Genomic DNA, 16,969 nt, shown 5'->3' on the forward strand with positions numbered 1-16,969 from the left:
TGTTGCGATAACTGTACTTAGTACGGCTAGTCATCCCCGCAAAGTACTGGGTTCGCCTTAGTATCTGTGCATGGCATTCCACGACGACGTTGACGACGCGAACGATGCGAACGACAAAACGTCCTCAGAGCATGAGTTCGAACTACCCGTTCCCCGGCGCGCAGCGTCGAGTATCCCTGCCGTCGATGAGACGGATCGCGACGAAAAGCCGACCCCTGTCGACTTGAGCGAAGCCTCAAACGATGGCGTCTTCGATTTGGATGTTGCGCTCGAGGTTCCGGCGAGTCTCGACGACACACCCGTTCCTGAGGTGCCGCTAACCCCACCGGGTGCTTCCGACTTCGCACCCATCAACTTGGATGAAGAGTTCCAGCGTTCAGAACTTGCTGAAGGTCTAGACCAGGGAATGCCACCCTGGGCGATGGCGCCCGCACCCGACCCCACACAAGCTGTATCCCAACTTGACGCGCCCGACGAATTTTCAGGCCCGCGCCGTTCGACTTTCAGCCACGTCGCGGCAGAAGATAGCCTCACAGATTCGGACAGTTCAGGCACCCCTGCGAGCCCCGCGGGTCCTCAGAGTCCCGTGGATTCTGACAGTCCCGTGGATTCTGACACCGCCGCCGTTTCCGAGACTGAGCTCAATCCAGCAGTCTCGGGTGTTTCCGCAGGAGACTTTGCGCCCAACGCCGTAGCAGTGCCTAGCGACGACCCCTATCAAATTCCGGCTGATTACACGACGCCGGATTTCTTTGCACAACGTATTTCACGTCGCCGTGCCACGGACGAGGTCGCGAGCGCGACGTCAACTGAGATTCCCGAAGACGACTCGGACGCTGCGGAAAACCTAGCCGCTTCCGATCAAGATCATTTCGCGGAACTCGAAGAGGCGCCGAATGAGGAAAGTCTCGAGAACTCAGAAGGCAGCGCGAGTGCGGAAAGCAGCGCTGACGACGACGACCTCACGAGTGTTGGCGGGTCAGCTAACGCACCCGACTCCACCAGCCCCGATGGCCCGACCGAGATCCAAGATTCCAAGGTATTCGATTTCGATTCCTTGTTTTCGACGGATGCCCCAGCGACGCCTCCGGCACCTTCTACGACAGCCGATTCATCAGATGACACGTCGTGGGCACCGATGGCTGCGCCAGCCGACTCGCAGAGTACTGCCGTGGCCGACCCGGCGCCGGAAACGAATAACGTCTGGAAGCTCGGGCCACTCGAGCCCAACACCGACAGCGCAGCGCCATCAGCAGCTTCGGATGTGGCCGCATCGGCCGTCGACGCTCCGGCGTCAGCTGATGTGGACGCGTCCTCGGCGAGTGAAGTAGCGCAGCCAGCGAACGAAGATGCGGAAGTCGCTCACGATGCTTCGCCCGTCAACGCTTTCGAGACGCCTCACGAATCCGAGAATGTCGCGGCGAACGCGGCGGAGGATTCAGTTGTGTCCGACGAGGTGCCCCTCAACGCTGAATTTGTCATTGAGGGCGCGCCCATGTGGAACCTCGACTCGGCATCCAGCGTCGAGGAAGCGAACGAGGACTCCGCTCGCGACGTCACGAACGAAGATGTCGTTCACGACGCTGCTGACGTCGATGACTCGGATGACCTAGCGGCAGCTGAAGCCGTTCAAGGGACTGCTGAACCGGCTCAAGATAGTACTGAAGTTGCTCAGGGCAGTGCTGAAATTGCTCAGGACAGTTCTGAGACAGATCGTGTTCACGACGTTGATGTTATTCAGGACGAACCCGATCCTGAAGGCCCGATCGATTCAGTTGACGTCGATGTTGCGCATGCCGCTGCCGATGGTGAAGTGCTTCGCGATCAGCCAGACATCGCCCCTGCGCACGACGATGTGACTCACGATGTTGAGGTTGTCGACGTTGTCGATGCACCTCAGGATGGCGCCGAGGATCGTACCGAGGGTGATCTCGACGCTTTCGACGGTGCGGATCCGGTAGATGCGACCGATGGGGCAGCGCCAGCAGGAGTTGAGCCTCTTCTCGCGTCGCCGCTGGAGTTCCCCGCTGAGGCCTTTTCGGCGGCAGCGGCGGAGTTCGCGCCGACGCAAGAAGACGCCCCTAGTTTCGAAAGCCAGACGCCCGAAACGGAACAACCAGTCCAGGGTCAACCGGGATCGTCTTCGCCTAACGAACCAATTGAGCCTGCTGTCGAGCACAGCTCGTTCGAGCCGCCTCGCACGTCAGAATCGATAGTCGAGTTGGACGATGCGGACGATGCGGACGATGCGGACGATGTGGATGACTCTGACGGGTCGGACGAAGCAACACCGCCGGTCCGGCGCTCAATGGCAGATGACGAACTGCTCAACTGGGCAGACAGCCCCGAGAGTCAATCAACTGGCACGCTCAGTGTTATCGAGGTACTTGAAGCCCAGCTCCGGCTGCGCGAAGAGGAAGCTCGCGAGTATCGCGAATGGGAAACCACTCTTCGATCCAAAGCAAGCCAGACGACCGAGGTATCAAACGAGCCAATCGTTTCTGCTGACGAAGGAATTGCGGCGAACAGCGATGTCGCTGCCGCGCCCTCGAATCTTTCCACTCCCGCAGAGGACTCCCAGACCGAAGCGAAAGCCGAAACAGAAGCGGCGGCGGCTCAATTGCCCGCGTGGGATGTTCCACCACCGAGTGACTCCTGGGCTCCGGGCGTCGATTTCGACGACGAGATTCCTTTCGCGGCGCACGCAGATCCCACCGGGTCGATAACGCTCCCGGTATTCGACGCACAACCGGCCATCGATGACTCGGCGACTGAAGGCGACGCTTCAGCGGCAACTACCGCAGAAGCTGAACCCGAAATATCAAAGTTCGGCGCCTCCGTGCCAGAAGAGACTGCCATTCCAGCGGATGTGACCTCAGATGAGGCCGGCTCCGAGGCTATCGCTGAAGTCGACTTTGGCTTCGCCCCTGCTTCCGAAGTGCCGAATCAGATTGACTCTGACCCCGAGTCCGAGTCCGAGTCCGAGACTGAGTCCGAAGTTGCGGTCGCGCCCGAGCAGATCGTGCCGCACTTTGATGAGGAATCCGGGCTTCTGAGCTTGGGTAATGTGCCCGTCACCTCCACATTTGCTCCGCCGACTCTTGATCCCGCTGATGCCGCGGCGCACGCTGAGCAATCGCCAGAGTTTCCCGCAGACGAGGACGGTGACTACGACGAAATTCCACTCGCACCGCCACCCCTTGTCGAGCCATTGACGGCGCCGTCGAACCCTCGCTCAAACCTCGACGAGCATGTGTCGTTCGGAGATTTCGGCTTCACGCCCCCGATCTCTGGTGAACCGGCAGCAGCCGAAGCGCCGATCGCTGAAACCTCCGCCGCAGCATCCGAGGTTGATTCCGACAACGTAAACGCGTTTGCCTTCAACCTCGATTCTCCTGCTGCAGCGGTAGCACCCAGCAGCACTCACGTCTCCGCTGACGACGCAGAACCTGCCGCTGACGACGCAGATTCACAACCTGAGGGCGTCGATGTTCCGGCCGAACCTACGGATATCGAAGCTGCAAACGTTGAGATTGCCGGGGCTCCTTCCTCTTTCAGCTTTGCCTCAGAAGAAACCCCGCGCTATGTGCCATCCGCGCCTCTGAGCTTTGACGACCTTTTGAAGAGCGATAGTGAGGATGACGAAGAAGCCGACGATGCGGACGACGCTGACGACGTCAACCCGCTCGACGCGTTTCTTGCGGAGCCCGATACAGAATCGCTGCCAGGAGACCCGCTCTCGACCGTAAACACGGGGTCGATTTCGATAAGCGAAACCCTGCTGGAAGCTGAGTCTGATGAGGCAGTAGACGACAGCGATCGTTTCTCTCACTCGGACGAGGTTCCCGCACATCGTGCCGACGACGACAGCAACCCGATTCCTTTCGCGGCGGGCGCCGCGACGGTAGCTGCGGGGGTCGCCGCGACAGCCGTGAGCCCTTCAGCAGCACCGAGCACTGCTGACGCTGCGGCATCGGGCACCGATCCTGCGGTAGTTCCTCAGCCACTGTCGCTCTCGTCGGCGCTCGTCAGCCAGCAACCTCTTGGCCTGGATGACGTCGCACCAACCGCCCAACGAGTTTTCAGCCTCGAAGAGAGCGGGCTTGAGCCCACCCCGGTTGATCGCCGAGTTGGTCACGCCGCGCGTATGTTCTGGCTGTGGTTTGCAACAAACTCTTCCATCGTGAGCCTCGGCCTAGGTGCCGCTGTGTTCGCTGTCGGGATGAGCCTTCGCCAGTCGGTAGTCGCGATTTTGGCCGGCGTGGCGCTGTCGTTCATCCCTTTGGGGCTCACCACTCTTGCAGGCAAGCGCAGCGGTCAGCCGACAATGGTCATTTCGCGATCAACCTTCGGATTGCTCGGTAACGTTGTTCCTGCCGTTGTTGCGCTAGTTGCCCGACTCTTCTGGGGCGCAGTTCTGCTGTGGCTCTTAGCGTCATCTGTAGCGATCGTCCTGATCGGGGCAGATCTCAACGTTGGACTCGGTGACCGTCAACTGTTGCTTATCGCGCTTGCGGTGTCCTTCCTCGTGGCGCTCGTCGTCGCATTTGCCGGCTACCCGTTGTTCGCTCGCATCCAACTCATTTTGAGCATCGTCTCCGGCGTGCTCGTCGTGGGCCTCATTGCTCTCACCGCTCAATACGTTGACGTTGCTCAGGCACTTACCACTCCAGATGGGTCGTGGCTGCTCACTCTCACTGGTACGGTCCTCGTGTTCAGTTTCTTGGGCCTTGTGTGGGCTTACAGCGGAGCAGATATCGCGCGCTACCAACGACCGTCGTCTAGTGGTGCAGCATCTGCGCTATCGGCAGCGTTTGGCGCTACCGTTCCCGCGTTCGTGCTCATCGCCTACGGTGCACTCCTTGCGGCATCCGACCCGGCAATCGCACGGGGATTCCTTGCATCGCCGCTCGACACACTGTTGCCACTTTTGCCGGGCTGGTTCCCCATCCCGCTCTTGCTCGCGGCTGCGTTGAGTCTTCTCTCTGGCATTACATTGAGTCTGTACTCCGGTGGATTCGCCCTCCAAGCTATCGGTGTTCGACTTCCCAGACAGTGGTCAATTGTGATCGTGGGAGTGCTGTTGGGCGCGCTGGCTGTACTCTTTGCGTTCGGCGTCACTGGCGGTATCAACGAGTTGTTCCGTGATGTTGCGACAACGATCGCGGTGCCGACTGCGGCTTGGGCAGGGATCTTTGCTGCTGAGACCATGATTCGCACGCGTCGCCTCGACAGCGCCGCCCTCACCACACGAGGGGGAATATATGCGGATGTTCGCTGGGTCAACTTGGGTGCGTTTGTGTTGATCTCAGTAATCGGATTCGCTCTCACTAGCGCGACAATCACCTGGCTTTCTTGGCAGGGTTACGGCTTTGCGGCACTGGGTGTTGACCTCAATTCTGAGCTAGCTGCAACAGACCTCGGCGTACTTGTCGCCTTGGGCCTTGGATTACTGACTCCGATGGTTGCCGGCATTCCGGCTATTCGTCGCCAAGAGTCTGGCCTTTCCGAACGCGCAAACCGCGCTGTCTAGACTGAGAACGTGTCTACTACTGTTTCCGAAGTAATCGCAGCAACCGAACAACTGTGGCCGTCTACTGGCGCTGAGTCGTGGGACGCTGTTGGCCTTGTTGCTGGCGATCTCGACGCGCCCGTGACCCGTATTGTCCTTGCGGTCGATGCAGTGCTTGACACCGTCGACGAAGCGATCAGCGCTGACGCAGACATGCTGATTACACATCACCCCTTGCTGCTGCGCGGCGTCACGTCAATCGCGAGCGACCGGTATAAGGGCGCCGTTCTGACACAGCTGATTCGGGCCAAGTGCGCGCTCCTTGCTGCTCACACCAACGCGGATGTCGTCGAAACAGGAACATCAGGGAGATTTGCGGCGAAACTGGGTCTCACAGACATCGCACCGATTGTTGCTGGTGAGAATCCTGATCGCGGCATCGGTCGCACGGGAATGCTGCCAGAGGCTATGACTCTCGGTCGGCTTGCCCGACTTCTCGGAGAAATTCTCCCGGCGACTGCCACCGGAATCCGAGTCGCTGGTGACTTTGACCAGGTAGTGCAGTCAGTGGCGTTGTGCGGGGGAGCCGGTGACGCATACTTGAATGACCCGGCGGTGCTTGCCTCTGATGTGTACATCACCAGCGACCTGCGCCATCATCCGGCGTCGGAGGCGCGAGAGAATGCGCGTCTCATGCGTGGTCCTGCACTCATCGATGTTTCTCATTGGGCAAGTGAATGGCTGTGGTTAGACGCCGCAGCGGAAGAATTGCGTGAGTTGCTGCCAGCAGTAACGATTACGGTGAGCGAGTTGCGCACCGACCCTTGGGATTTTGCGGTTGTGCAGTAAGCGCACCGGTATACAGAAAGAAGCACCACTATGGCGTTAACCGCTAGCCCCGCCGATCAAGCTTTGCTCCTCGACCTGCAAGCGTTTGACACAAAGATTTCCCAACTGGAACATCGCACAAAGAAGCTTCCGCAGCACGAAGGACTCATAACCCTCAAGCAGCACCGCGACAAGCTTCAATTGACTTTGCTGGAAGAGCGCGGAATCAAAGAGGATATCGAGCTCGAATTGAGCCGGATCGACTCTGATGTGAAGGTAGTTGATGCTCGAATCGCTCGAGACAGTGCGCGACTCGATGCAACGTCGTCGGCCAAGGACGCTGCGGCGTTCGAGCACGAGCTGACAGCATTGCGCACGAGACTGAGCAACCTCGAGGACATCGAACTCGCGGTTATGGAGCGCCTTGAAGCGCAGCAAAAAGTTGTTGACAATCTGATTGAGCAAGGCGATAACCTAGTCGCCGAATCGTCCGAGCTTGAGGCAAGTCGAGACGAAGCACTGAAAGACATCGACGCTGAGCTGACTACGGTTCGTGCCGGTCGCGCTGCTCTGCAGTCAACTATCCCCGAAGATCTTCTCGCCCTCTACGAACGCCAACGATCGCGCTATGGCACCGGCGCTTCGCTCCTTCGGGGCGGCGTCTCATTAGCATCCGGCGTAAAGCTTCTTGAGAATGAGATGCAAGAGATTCGTGCGGCTGCACCAGAATCGATCATCATGTGCGCGAGCAGCGAAGCCATTCTTGTGCGCACGGACCAGTCCGGGCTGTAAACGCGGCCGATGCCGTGGTTCGCTGCCTCTGGCGCGAGCGCTAGGCTAGACAGCTGAATGGGTCGGCAAGACGGTCGCGTTGCCTGCAAGGGTACCGAGGAACGTCCGGGCTCCGTAGAGCAGGATGGTGGGTAACACCCACCCGGGGTAACCCGCGAGAACAGTGCAACAGAGAGTAGACCGCCACGGGCTTCGGCCTGGGGTAAGGCTGAAACGGTGGTGTAAGAGACCACCAGCGGTTGGGGTGACTCAGCCGGCTAGGTAAACCTCGTCCGGAGCAAGATCAGACAGAAGACGCTAAGGCTGCTCGCCGAGTCTTCGGGTAGATCGCTAGAGGTGTGCGGCAACGTACATCGTAGATAGATGACCGTCCAGCACGGGGTTTTGGCCCCGTGTGAACAGAACCCGGCGTACTAGCCGGCCCATTCTTTTACTCCGCGGCAGAGAACCTCTGGCACCCGCGCACCCGCCTGAGCGCGAAGCCAACCGGTGATGCGTCTGTGTTAACTAAACGACTCCGCTGGTGCCCAGAAGCGTTCCGATGAGGAACGTTGTGGCGAGAGCAATTGTTCCGCCGACGACGATCCGCAGTGTCGGGCGCACCCAGCTATTGCCACCAACCCGAGCCGATAAGGTGCCCGTGATGATGAGCGCAGTCAGTACCGCCACGAAGGTCGCAAACACTCGGATCGATTCGGGGGCGAGAAGAATGGCGGCGAACGGCAGCACCCCGCCGATGGTGAACGCAAGCGCCGATGCACCTGCGGCTTGCCACGGGCTCACGACGGCATCTTCGGTAATACCGAGCTCTGCTTCAAGATGAGCGGCCAGGGCATCGTGTGCGGTGAGTTCCTCGGCAACTTGGCGGGCGGTCTCTAGGCTGATGCCCTTCACACGGTAGATTTCCGTCAGTTCGGCGAGCTCCTCTTCCGGCATTTCCGCAAGCTCACGGCGTTCTTTCTCGATGAGGGCGCGTTGGCTGTCGCTTTGGCTGCTCACGGAAACGTATTCGCCCAAGGCCATAGAGATCGCGCCACCCACAAGACCGGCGACTCCTGCGGTGAGAATTGGGGCAATTGCGGTTGTCGCGCCGGCAACACCAACGACGATCGCGGCAACGGACACGATGCCATCATTGGCGCCAAGAACTCCAGCCCGGAGCCAGTTGAGGCGACCAGCAAGATCGCCGGAATGAGGTTCGTCGAGATGGAGACTCATCCGTTATTGCCTCACGGCAAGAGCTGCTGCGCCGAGGATGCCCGCGTTATTGCGAAGCTGAGCGGGAACGATTGGTGTCGTTAGCTTGAGCAATGGCAAGAACTTTTCGTGACTTTTCGAAACGCCACCACCGACGAGGAAGAGATCCGGAGAAAAGAGTACTTCGAGGTGTGTGTAGTAGCGCTGGAGGCGCTTCGCCCACGCTCGCCAGCTGAGATGGCGTCGTTCCTTTGCGGAAAAGGACGCGCCCTTCTCCGCATCCTGTCGCCCGATGGTCAGGTGACCGAGTTCCGAGTTGGGAACAAGCGTTCCGTTATAAATGAGTGCACTACCGATGCCGGTGCCGAGCGTCGTGAGCAAGACCAGACCGGGCACGTCTTTCGCGGCGCCGTAGCGCACCTCGGCTATGCCGGCGGCATCCGCATCATTAACGAAGTGGATGTCGCGGCCGAGCGCTGTCTCGAACAACGCTTCGGCTTCAAGCCCGATCCACTCTTTCGAGATGTTCGCGGCAGACATCGTCTTGCCATTGCGCACGACCGCGGGGAAGCAAACGCCAACGGGCATCGACTCGGGAAGACCGCCAAGTTTCTCGACAAGCTCCACGACGACCTTCACGATTGCATCAGGTTTTCCGGACTTCGGTGTCGCGATTTTCACGCGTGCACTCACGAGTTTTCCCGTGTCGGTGTCGACAATGGCACCCTTGATTCCGGTGCCGCCGATATCAATTCCTAAAGCCTGAGTCATTGTGTCCTCTTTCGCGTAATTAGGGGAGCGTAAGAATTTCGGTGCCGCGTTCGGTGACGACCATGGTGTGTTCAAACTGAGCGGTCAAACTCTTGTCGCGTGTGGTGACGGTCCAGTCATCAGCCCACTGATCCCAGTCATGAGAACCGAGCGTCAGCATTGGCTCGATTGTGAACACCATGCCGACCTCGATTACATCGTCGAACTGTGGCGCTGAGTCGTAGTGGGGAATGATCAAGCCGGAGTGGAAGGCCTCGCCAACGCCGTGGCCGGTAAAGTCTCGTACCACTCCGTAGCCGAAACGCTTCGCGTACGACTCGATGGCGCGCCCGATCACATTCACCTGACGACCGGGTGCTACCGCCTTGATGCCGCGATTGAGGGCCTCCTGAGTACGTTCGACGAGGAGGCGGGCGTCTTCGGAGACATCGCCGACGAGAAAAGTTTTGTTGAGATCGCCGTGCATGCCGTCTTTGTAAGCGGTGATGTCGATGTTGATGATGTCGCCATCGTTGAGCACGGTGTCGTCGGGGATGCCGTGGCAGATAACCTCGTTGATGCTCGTGCAGCAGGACTTAGGGAACCCCCGGTAGCCAAGCGTCGAGGGATAGGCTCCCCGCGTGACCATGTATTCGTGGGCGACCTGATCGAGTTGCGCGGTTGTCACTCCAGGAGCGATCGCGGCCCCAACAGCTTCCACGGCTCCGGCAGCGATCTTTCCCGAAGCCCGAATGCGATCAACGGCTTCGGGCGAATACACATCTGAGCCCGTGAAGGGGCGCGGCGCCGCTTTGCCGACATACTCCGGGCGTGTGATTGCTGGGGGAACGGCGAGTTGGGGTGGGATTACTCCCGGAACGAGGTGACCAGAAGAATTCCGAGGCATCCCACCACTCTACCGGCGTAGCCTTGTGCCCAACGAAAGGACGAGACTATGACGCAATGGTGGTTCAACCACAAGACCGGTGAGGTCGAAGAGGGTCCGCAGTCACTCGGGGTCGACCGTGACGGACCGTACGACACTCGTGAACAGGCCGAGCACGCGCCCCAAATCGCGGCAGAACGTGCTCGCAAATGGGCGAATGAGGACTCCGAAGACTAAAACGCACAGCGGGGGTATCCGCGGCACAGCGTCGTTGCACCGTGCCGCGGATCAGCTAAATCACTCCTTGAGCGAACATCGCGTCAGCAACACGCTTGAACCCTGCGGCGTTCGCGCCGACTACGTAGTCACCGGGGCGCCCATAAAACTCTGCAGCCTCCCAGGCGGAAGCATGGACACCCCGCATGATCTCGTGCAGTTTGTCTTCGCTCGACGTGAAATCCCAACGCTGTCGAGACGCATTCTGACTCATTTCGAGAGCTGAGGTTGCAACGCCTCCCGCGTTCGCCGCTTTGCCAGGGGCGAAGAGTACGTCGGCCGCTTGGAATGTCTCGACGGCATCCGGAGTGCAAGGCATATTCGCGCCTTCAGCAACCAACAGCAGCCCGTTCTTGAGGAGCGTCTGAGCGTCATCGAGGTTCAGCTCGTTCTGAGTAGCGCAGGGGAGAGCTAGTTCCCCTGGCACGTTCCAGATGGAGCTTCCGGACACATAGCGCGCCGAAGGACGGCGATCAGCGTAAACCGAAATGCGAGCGCGCTCACCCTCCTTGAGCTGCTTTAAGAGCTCGAGATCGATTCCCGCCTCGTCGACGATATACCCGCCGGAGTCGGATGCGGTGATGGGGGTAGCCCCAAGCTGTTGCAGCTTCTCGATCGCATAAATTGCGACGTTTCCGGAGCCTGAAACAATGGCGCGCTTACCCTCAACGCTGTCGTTACGTTTCGCTAGCATCTCTTCGGCGAAGAATACGGTCCCATATCCTGTCGCTTCAGTTCGCACTTCGGCGCCACCCCACTGGATACCTTTCCCTGTGAACATCCCTGACTCGTGACGGTTCGTGAGGCGTCGGTACTGGCCGAAGAGGAAGCCGATTTCGCGGGCTCCGACGCCCATGTCGCCGGCAGGGACATCCGTATGTTCTCCCAAATGCCGGTACAGCTCGCTCATAAAGCTTTGGCAGAATCGCATCACTTCGGAATCAGACTTACCATGCGGGTCAAAATCAGAACCGCCCTTGGCGCCGCCGATTCCTTGACCGGTCAAGGCGTTCTTGAAAATTTGCTCGAAGCCTAGAAACTTGACGATCCCGAGGTTTACTGTCGGATGGAATCGAAGACCGCCTTTATACGGGCCTAGCGCCGAGTTGAACTGCACCCTGAAGCCGCGGTTCACGCGAACGGTGCCATTGTCGTCGTGCCACGGTACCCGAAACATGATCTGGCGTTCAGGCTCCACAAGGCGCTCAACAATTCCCGCATCAATGAACTCGGGATGGTTGTCGAGCACCGGAGCAATCGATTCGAGAACTTCATGGAGGGCCTGGTGGAACACCGGCTCATGTGCGTTGCGGGCAATCGCGTCGTTATAGACGGTGCGGAGGGCAGGGGAAAGAGAAGAAGTCATGCACAGCTTTCGCGGTTGTGGTGGTGCAGGAACGTAGGGTTGTGCCCTAATACGAATGTTCCTCGGTGGGATACGAGCCAGACGCAACGTCAGCGCGGTACTCGGTGACGGCACCTGCGAGGGTCGCTCGCAGATCGGCGTATTGCTTAACAAATTTGGGGATGCGGCCTTTGGTCAGTCCAGCCCAGTCTGTCCAGACGAGCAGCTGGCCATCCACGTGGGGGCCAGCACCAACGCCGATTGTGGGAATTCGCAGTGCGGCAGTCACTTTGGCTGCGGCATCCGCGGGAACCATTTCCAGCACGACGGCGAACGCGCCAGCTTCCTCTACCGCCAGTGCGTCGGCAAGCAGCTGCTCTAGGTCATCGCCGCGACCTTGGATGACGTGGCCGCCCAAACCATGTTCACTCTGCGGCGTGAAACCAATGTGAGCCATGAGGGGAATTCCGGCATCCACGATTCGTCGAATCTGTTCGGCGCTCCGTACTCCACCTTCGAGCTTCACGGCATGCGCCCCCGTTTCCTTCATGAAACGGAACGCAGTGTGTAGGGCCTCATCGGCGCCTGTTTCGTAGGAGCCGAAGGGAAGATCGGCGACGACGAAAGCGCGAGTGACGGCGCCCGCGACAGCACGGGTCAGAGGGATTAGGTCGTCGATGCTGACCGGCAAAGTCGTGTCATAGCCATAGACATTGTTGCCGGCAGAGTCTCCGACAAGCAAAAAGTCGATCCCTGACTCATCGAAAATACCAGCAGTGAGCTGGTCATAGCTGGTGAGTCCAACGATCTTGATCCCATTTTCTTTAGCAGTCTGAAAATGGCGAGTGCGGACACGTTTGAGATTTGCTTGCGCGGCAGCTGCGGCTGGGTCAGTCATAGCCGTCAGTCTAACCAAACCAGAGCAGCCAGCGATTGGTGAGGCGAACCGGCGAGTGCGCTGCATTGACGCGTCAGAGCAAGTAGCCTAAGAAAGGCACAATCGACGTCGCGAATTCGCGACACGGCTCGGATTGAGGAACTCAATGTCAATGGACAAGCAGCGCGACTTCGTTCTTCGCACTATCGAAGAGCGCGGCATCAAGTTCGTTCGACTCTGGTTCACGGATGTCGTGGGAACGCTCAAGAGCGTTGCTGTTGCTCCCGCTGAGATTGAGGGCGCTTTCGCTGAAGGCCTCGGCTTCGACGGCTCGGCCATCGAAGGATTCACTCGAGCTTATGAAGCAGACATGCTTGCACATCCTGACCCCACCACTTTTCAGATTCTGCCGTGGCGCGGAGAGATTGACCCCACAGCCCGCATGTTCTGTGACATCACAACACCTGACGGCCAGCCGGCAGCATCCGATCCGCGTAATGTGCTCAAGCGCACGCTCGAGAAGGCAGCCGAGCGCGGGTTCACCTTCTACACGCACCCGGAGATTGAGTTCTACCTCCTCAAGTCGAGCAAGCTCAAGAACGGCCGACCGCAGCCGGTCGACTCCGCCGGGTTCTTTGACAACGTTCCCGGGGGAACGGCTCACGATTTCCGCCGTCGTTCAGTCCGGATGCTGGAAGATCTCGGAATCTCGGTGGAATTTAGCCACCACGAATCAGGTCCAGGGCAAAACGAGATTGACCTCCGCTACGCAGACGCGCTGACCACTGCAGACAACATCATGACGTTCCGCACGGTGATCAAAGAGGTCGCGATCGAGCAGGGTGTTTACGCGACCTTCATGCCGAAGCCAATCTCTGGCCAGCCAGGGTCGGGAATGCACACTCATATGTCGCTCTTCGAGGGCGATCAGAATGCGTTCTATGACGCAAGTGGTCACTACCAGCTCTCAAACGTTGGCCGCCAATTTATGGCAGGCATCCTCAAGCATGCCGCCGAAATTACCGCCGTCACGAACCAGTTCGTGAACTCCTACAAGCGTCTTTGGGGCGGTGATGAGGCGCCCAGCTTCGTCACTTGGGGTCACAACAACCGTTCTGCACTTGTGCGAGTTCCGCTGTATAAGCCCGGAAAGGGCCAAAGCGCTCGCATCGAGTATCGGGCGCTTGATTCCGCAGCGAACCCCTACTTGGCGTACTCGCTGTTGCTCGCTGCGGGGCTGAAAGGCATCGAGGAGGGATATGAACTTCCACTCGAGGCTGAAGATGCCGTCGGCGATCTTTCTGAACATGAGCGTCGAGCGCTCGGTTACGAGCAGTTGCCGTCGAACCTCAACGACGCTCTCGCAATTATGGAGAGTTCAGAGCTCGTCGCCGAGACGCTGGGGGAGCAGGTATTCAACTTCGTTCTCCTCAACAAGCGTCGCGAGTGGAAGGCATACGGCGCGCAGGTAACCGCCTACGAGCTGGAGAGCAATCTAGAGATTCTCTAGAGGTCGTCGACTCGAAATGTCTAGGTCTCCGTACACTCTGACCGAACTTGCCAAGCTCGGTTTCTTAGAACTGAGCGAAGCACGCGAGCGCCTTGTGGCTCTCAACCGTCCCGAGCTTTTGGGGCTCTTTGCGCGGGCGGCAGACCCCGATCAGGCGTTACGGCTGTTGCTGGCGCTTGAAGAATCTGCACCAGAAAAACTTGAGCCGATTATTGCCAACGACGCCGCGGCCGTGCGGCTTGTGAAGATTTTTGGTGCGTCATCGGGCCTTGGCGACTTCTTCGTTCGGCATCCTCAAGAATTGGATGCGTTGTGCGAGCCGATCGCTGGACCATCAGAGCCCGAGGAATATGTCGCCGTGCTGGCGGAGGCGACCGATGGTTGTGAAGGAGAAGATGCCTGGGTTGCTTTGCGCATCCGCTATCGCCGTGAGCTTGCAAAGCTCACCGGCTGGGACCTCGCGCAAGAAGATCCTCTTGGAGCCGTAGACCGCGTCGCGATGGCGTTGGCCGACCTTGCGGGGGCCGCCCTTGAAGAGTCCCTGAATATCGCACGCCGCACGGTTCACTTTCCCGCATCCGACATCGCGGCTACGCGTGTGGCCATCATCGGAATGGGCAAGGCTGGCGCGCGTGAGCTGAACTACGTGTCGGATGTTGATGTCATCTTTGTCACTGAGCCGGATGGCATTGACGCTAACCGCGCGGTTGAAATCGCGACGAGCCTTGCCGTTCAAACTATGCGCGGGATAAACGACCTCACACTCGAGCCGGGACTGTGGGAAGTCGACGCAAACCTTCGCCCTGAGGGCAAAGACGGCGCTCTGGTGCGCACGCTGGAATCGCATCTTGCCTACTACGAACGTTGGGCAGATAGTTGGGAGTTTCAAGCGCTCCTCAAGGCACGTCCGATCGCCGGTGATCACGAGCTTGGCCAACGCTACGTTGCTGGTGTCGCGCCTATGGTGTGGTCGAGTGCGTCCCGTGAGAACTTCGTAGCGTCGGTTCAACGAATGCGTGAACGCGTCACCGAGAACATTCCTCCCGAGGAACGCGATGTACAGCTCAAATTGGGGCCGGGCGGTCTTCGCGACATTGAGTTCACCGTGCAATTGCTCCAACTGGTGCACGGTCAAAACGATGAAGATGTGCGTCAGACCTCAAGTCTGCGTGCACTTATTGCCCTCGCCGAGCATGGCTACATCGGTCGAACTGAGGCGGGCGAGTTTGCCAGGGATTACCGTTTTCTCCGGCTGTTAGAGCACCGCATCCAATTGTCGCGGCTGCGCAGAACTCACTTGATGCCGCGGGATCCCGATGATCTTCGTGTGCTCGCGCGCGCGACCGGAATCGCCACGAGTGCGAGCGACCTGACTGAGCAATGGCAGCGCACCAAAATCGCGGTTCGCCGGCTACACGAGCGCCTGTTTTATCGGCCGCTCCTTTCGGCCGTCGCGGCTCTCCCCGATGAGGGGATTGCGCTGTCGAGCGAGCAAGCTGCCGCGCGTCTTGCAGCAATCGGATTCCTCGACCCCAAGGGCGCCTTGGCGCATATTGCCGCGCTCACGGGTGGTCTAACGCGTCGTGCAACGGTGCAGAAAACTCTCCTGCCTGTCATGCTGCAGTGGTTTTCTGACGGTGCAGACCCAGATTACGGACTGTTGGCGTTCCGACGTCTAAGCGAAGCGCTGGGGGAGGCATACTGGTTCCTCAGAATGCTTCGGGACTCATCTGGTGCTGCAGAACGCCTAACGCATGTCCTTTCGTCTTCCAAGTACGTCGGTTCGCTCTTTGAACGGATTCCCGAAGCTGCAGCGTGGCTCGAGCACGAAAAGGAACTGCGTCCCCGCTCGATCGAGGTGTTGCAAGACGAATCCCGCGCGATAGTCTCACGCCACAAGGGTGACGAAAAAGCTGCTGCTGCAGCTCTCCGCATCGCACGGCGCCGGGAAGTGCTTCGACTCGCGCTTGGGTCGATCCTGGGGGTCACAACGATCCAAGAACTGGGCCGAGGGCTCAGCGATGTAACGACCACCATTCTTGAAGGCGCTCTCGCAGTGCTCCGCCCCGAGCCGGATGGCATCGAATTCGGAGTCATCGCGATGGGTCGCTACGGCGGGGCAGAGTCAGGTTTCGGATCCGACACCGACGTCATGTATGTCTATCGCGCAACTGACGCTGCCAGCGAAGACGCAGCAAAGCGTGCTGAGGCCCTTGCGAAGGGCTTAACGCGCATCACCGAGGACGTGAAGCTGCCCTTGGAACTCGATCTCGATCTGCGGCCAGAGGGCAAGAATGGCGCCATCGTGCGCTCATTGGACTCCTACAAGGCCTACTACGAGCGTTGGTCGCTAACCTGGGAAGCGCAAGCGCTGTTGCGAGCACGCGGCGTAGCGGGCGACGTGGCGCTTCTCAACGATTTCGAAACGCTTGCGAACAGCGTGCGGTATCCACGCTCGATTTCGGTGCAAGACGTGCGTGAGGTCAAACGAATCAAAGCCAGAGTGGAATCTGAGCGGCTTCCGCAGGCAGCGGACCCGTCGCGACATCTGAAATTGGGGCGCGGCTCGCTCAGCGATGTCGAATGGTTCGTGCAGCTGCTGCAGTTGCAGCACGGCGCACGAGTCGAAGGCTTGCGCACAACATCGACTCTGGATGCTCTCGACGCCGCTGTCGCTGAAAAGCTCGTTACGGCATCCGACGCGGCGCGCTTACGCGAAGCGTGGATTCTAGCTTCACGGGCGCGCTCAGCGATCACCCTCTGGACATCGAAAGCTGCAGACGTTCTTCCCAACGACCGTCTTCAACTTGAAGGCATAGCTCGAATGCTGGAGTATCCACCGGGGTCAGCAACCAAACTCGAAGAGGATTATCTCCGCGCCACCCGCCGCTCTCGTCGGGTTTTCGAGCGACGTTTTTACGGCGTGACCAACGTCGTGCGCTCGTAGCCAGCGAACGGATCGAAAGAAAGTTCTTCGTTGGTCGGCCTAGCGTTAC

General features: G+C 59.2%; 11 protein-coding genes and 1 other RNA gene. 7 read left to right on the forward strand and 5 right to left on the reverse strand.

The features are described 5' to 3' along the window. Window positions 1-70 precede the first annotated feature (70 nt). From FFT87_RS08825 to rnpB, 4 genes are all read left to right on the forward strand, one after another. Complete coding sequence (locus FFT87_RS08825) at window positions 71-5,533, forward strand: cytosine permease (protein ID WP_219948380.1); 5,463 nt, start codon at window positions 71-73, stop codon at window positions 5,531-5,533. A gap of 9 nt (window positions 5,534-5,542) precedes the next feature. Then, window positions 5,543-6,361 carry a Nif3-like dinuclear metal center hexameric protein gene (locus FFT87_RS08830; RefSeq protein WP_219948381.1) on the forward strand — a complete coding sequence of 273 codons (819 nt, stop codon included), beginning with the start codon at window positions 5,543-5,545 and terminating at the stop codon, window positions 6,359-6,361. 30 nt (window positions 6,362-6,391) lie between these two features. Further along, complete coding sequence (locus FFT87_RS08835) at window positions 6,392-7,132, forward strand: zinc ribbon domain-containing protein (protein WP_219948382.1); 741 nt, start codon at window positions 6,392-6,394, stop codon at window positions 7,130-7,132. Window positions 7,133-7,190: 58 nt separating this feature from the next. Then, window positions 7,191-7,561: RNase P RNA component class A (rnpB, locus tag FFT87_RS08840), an RNA gene on the forward strand. A 78-nt stretch (window positions 7,562-7,639) separates the two neighbouring features. Here rnpB and FFT87_RS08845 read toward each other — a convergent pair. The 3 genes from FFT87_RS08845 to map are packed head-to-tail and all read right to left on the reverse strand — an operon-like array spanning window position 7,640 to window position 9,986. Next, window positions 7,640-8,350 (reverse strand): VIT family protein, encoded by a 711-nt coding sequence (locus FFT87_RS08845; protein WP_219948383.1) that lies wholly within the window; start codon window positions 8,348-8,350, stop codon window positions 7,640-7,642. A gap of 3 nt (window positions 8,351-8,353) precedes the next feature. Beyond that, on the reverse strand, window positions 8,354-9,100 hold the full coding sequence (ppgK, locus tag FFT87_RS08850; protein ID WP_219948384.1) for a polyphosphate--glucose phosphotransferase: 747 nt from the start codon (window positions 9,098-9,100) through the stop codon (window positions 8,354-8,356). 19 nt (window positions 9,101-9,119) lie between these two features. After that, a complete protein-coding gene (gene map / locus FFT87_RS08855) occupies window positions 9,120-9,986 on the reverse strand; it encodes a type I methionyl aminopeptidase (protein ID WP_219948385.1) in 867 nt (288 codons plus the stop codon). Between the two features lie 48 nt (window positions 9,987-10,034). On the opposite strand from map, the gene FFT87_RS08860 reads away from it, so the two are divergent. Continuing rightward, on the forward strand, window positions 10,035-10,202 hold the full coding sequence (locus tag FFT87_RS08860) for a methionine aminopeptidase (protein WP_219948386.1): 168 nt from the start codon (window positions 10,035-10,037) through the stop codon (window positions 10,200-10,202). Between the two features lie 55 nt (window positions 10,203-10,257). Here the strand turns inward: FFT87_RS08860 and gdhA are convergent, their stop codons facing one another. Further along, complete coding sequence (gene gdhA / locus FFT87_RS08865; protein ID WP_219948387.1) at window positions 10,258-11,607, reverse strand: NADP-specific glutamate dehydrogenase; 1,350 nt, start codon at window positions 11,605-11,607, stop codon at window positions 10,258-10,260. Between the two features lie 46 nt (window positions 11,608-11,653). Further along, window positions 11,654-12,484, reverse strand: a complete 831-nt coding sequence (panB, locus tag FFT87_RS08870) for a 3-methyl-2-oxobutanoate hydroxymethyltransferase (protein WP_219948388.1) — start codon at window positions 12,482-12,484, stop codon at window positions 11,654-11,656. Between the two features lie 151 nt (window positions 12,485-12,635). On the opposite strand from panB, the gene FFT87_RS08875 reads away from it, so the two are divergent. Together FFT87_RS08875 and FFT87_RS08880 are read left to right on the forward strand one after the other, a co-directional pair. Further along, window positions 12,636-13,973 carry a glutamine synthetase family protein gene (locus FFT87_RS08875; RefSeq protein ID WP_219948389.1) on the forward strand — a complete coding sequence of 446 codons (1,338 nt, stop codon included), beginning with the start codon at window positions 12,636-12,638 and terminating at the stop codon, window positions 13,971-13,973. Window positions 13,974-13,989: 16 nt separating this feature from the next. Continuing rightward, window positions 13,990-16,920 (forward strand): bifunctional [glutamine synthetase] adenylyltransferase/[glutamine synthetase]-adenylyl-L-tyrosine phosphorylase, encoded by a 2,931-nt coding sequence (locus tag FFT87_RS08880; protein WP_219948390.1) that lies wholly within the window; start codon window positions 13,990-13,992, stop codon window positions 16,918-16,920. The last annotated feature ends 49 nt before the right edge of the window (window positions 16,921-16,969 follow it).

The organism is Salinibacterium sp. M195 (assembly GCF_019443965.1).
Classification (GTDB): Bacteria; Actinomycetota; Actinomycetes; order Actinomycetales; family Microbacteriaceae; genus Rhodoglobus.

Excerpts from the sequence above, each read along its gene's own strand:
- gdhA (WP_219948387.1), bottom strand. The coding sequence starts at position 11,607 with ATGACTTCTTCTCTTTCCCCTGCCCTCCGCACCGTCTATAACGACGCG.
- panB (WP_219948388.1), bottom strand. The coding sequence starts at position 12,484 with ATGACTGACCCAGCCGCAGCTGCCGCGCAAGCAAATCTCAAACGTGTC.
- ppgK (WP_219948384.1), bottom strand. The coding sequence starts at position 9,100 with ATGACTCAGGCTTTAGGAATTGATATCGGCGGCACCGGAATCAAGGGT.
- FFT87_RS08825 (WP_219948380.1), top strand. The coding sequence starts at position 71 with ATGGCATTCCACGACGACGTTGACGACGCGAACGATGCGAACGACAAA.
- FFT87_RS08835 (WP_219948382.1), top strand. The coding sequence starts at position 6,392 with ATGGCGTTAACCGCTAGCCCCGCCGATCAAGCTTTGCTCCTCGACCTG.
- FFT87_RS08875 (WP_219948389.1), top strand. The coding sequence starts at position 12,636 with ATGGACAAGCAGCGCGACTTCGTTCTTCGCACTATCGAAGAGCGCGGC.
- FFT87_RS08880 (WP_219948390.1), top strand. The coding sequence starts at position 13,990 with ATGTCTAGGTCTCCGTACACTCTGACCGAACTTGCCAAGCTCGGTTTC.
- FFT87_RS08845 (WP_219948383.1), bottom strand. The coding sequence starts at position 8,350 with ATGAGTCTCCATCTCGACGAACCTCATTCCGGCGATCTTGCTGGTCGC.
- map (WP_219948385.1), bottom strand. The coding sequence starts at position 9,986 with ATGCCTCGGAATTCTTCTGGTCACCTCGTTCCGGGAGTAATCCCACCC.
- FFT87_RS08860 (WP_219948386.1), top strand. The coding sequence starts at position 10,035 with ATGACGCAATGGTGGTTCAACCACAAGACCGGTGAGGTCGAAGAGGGT.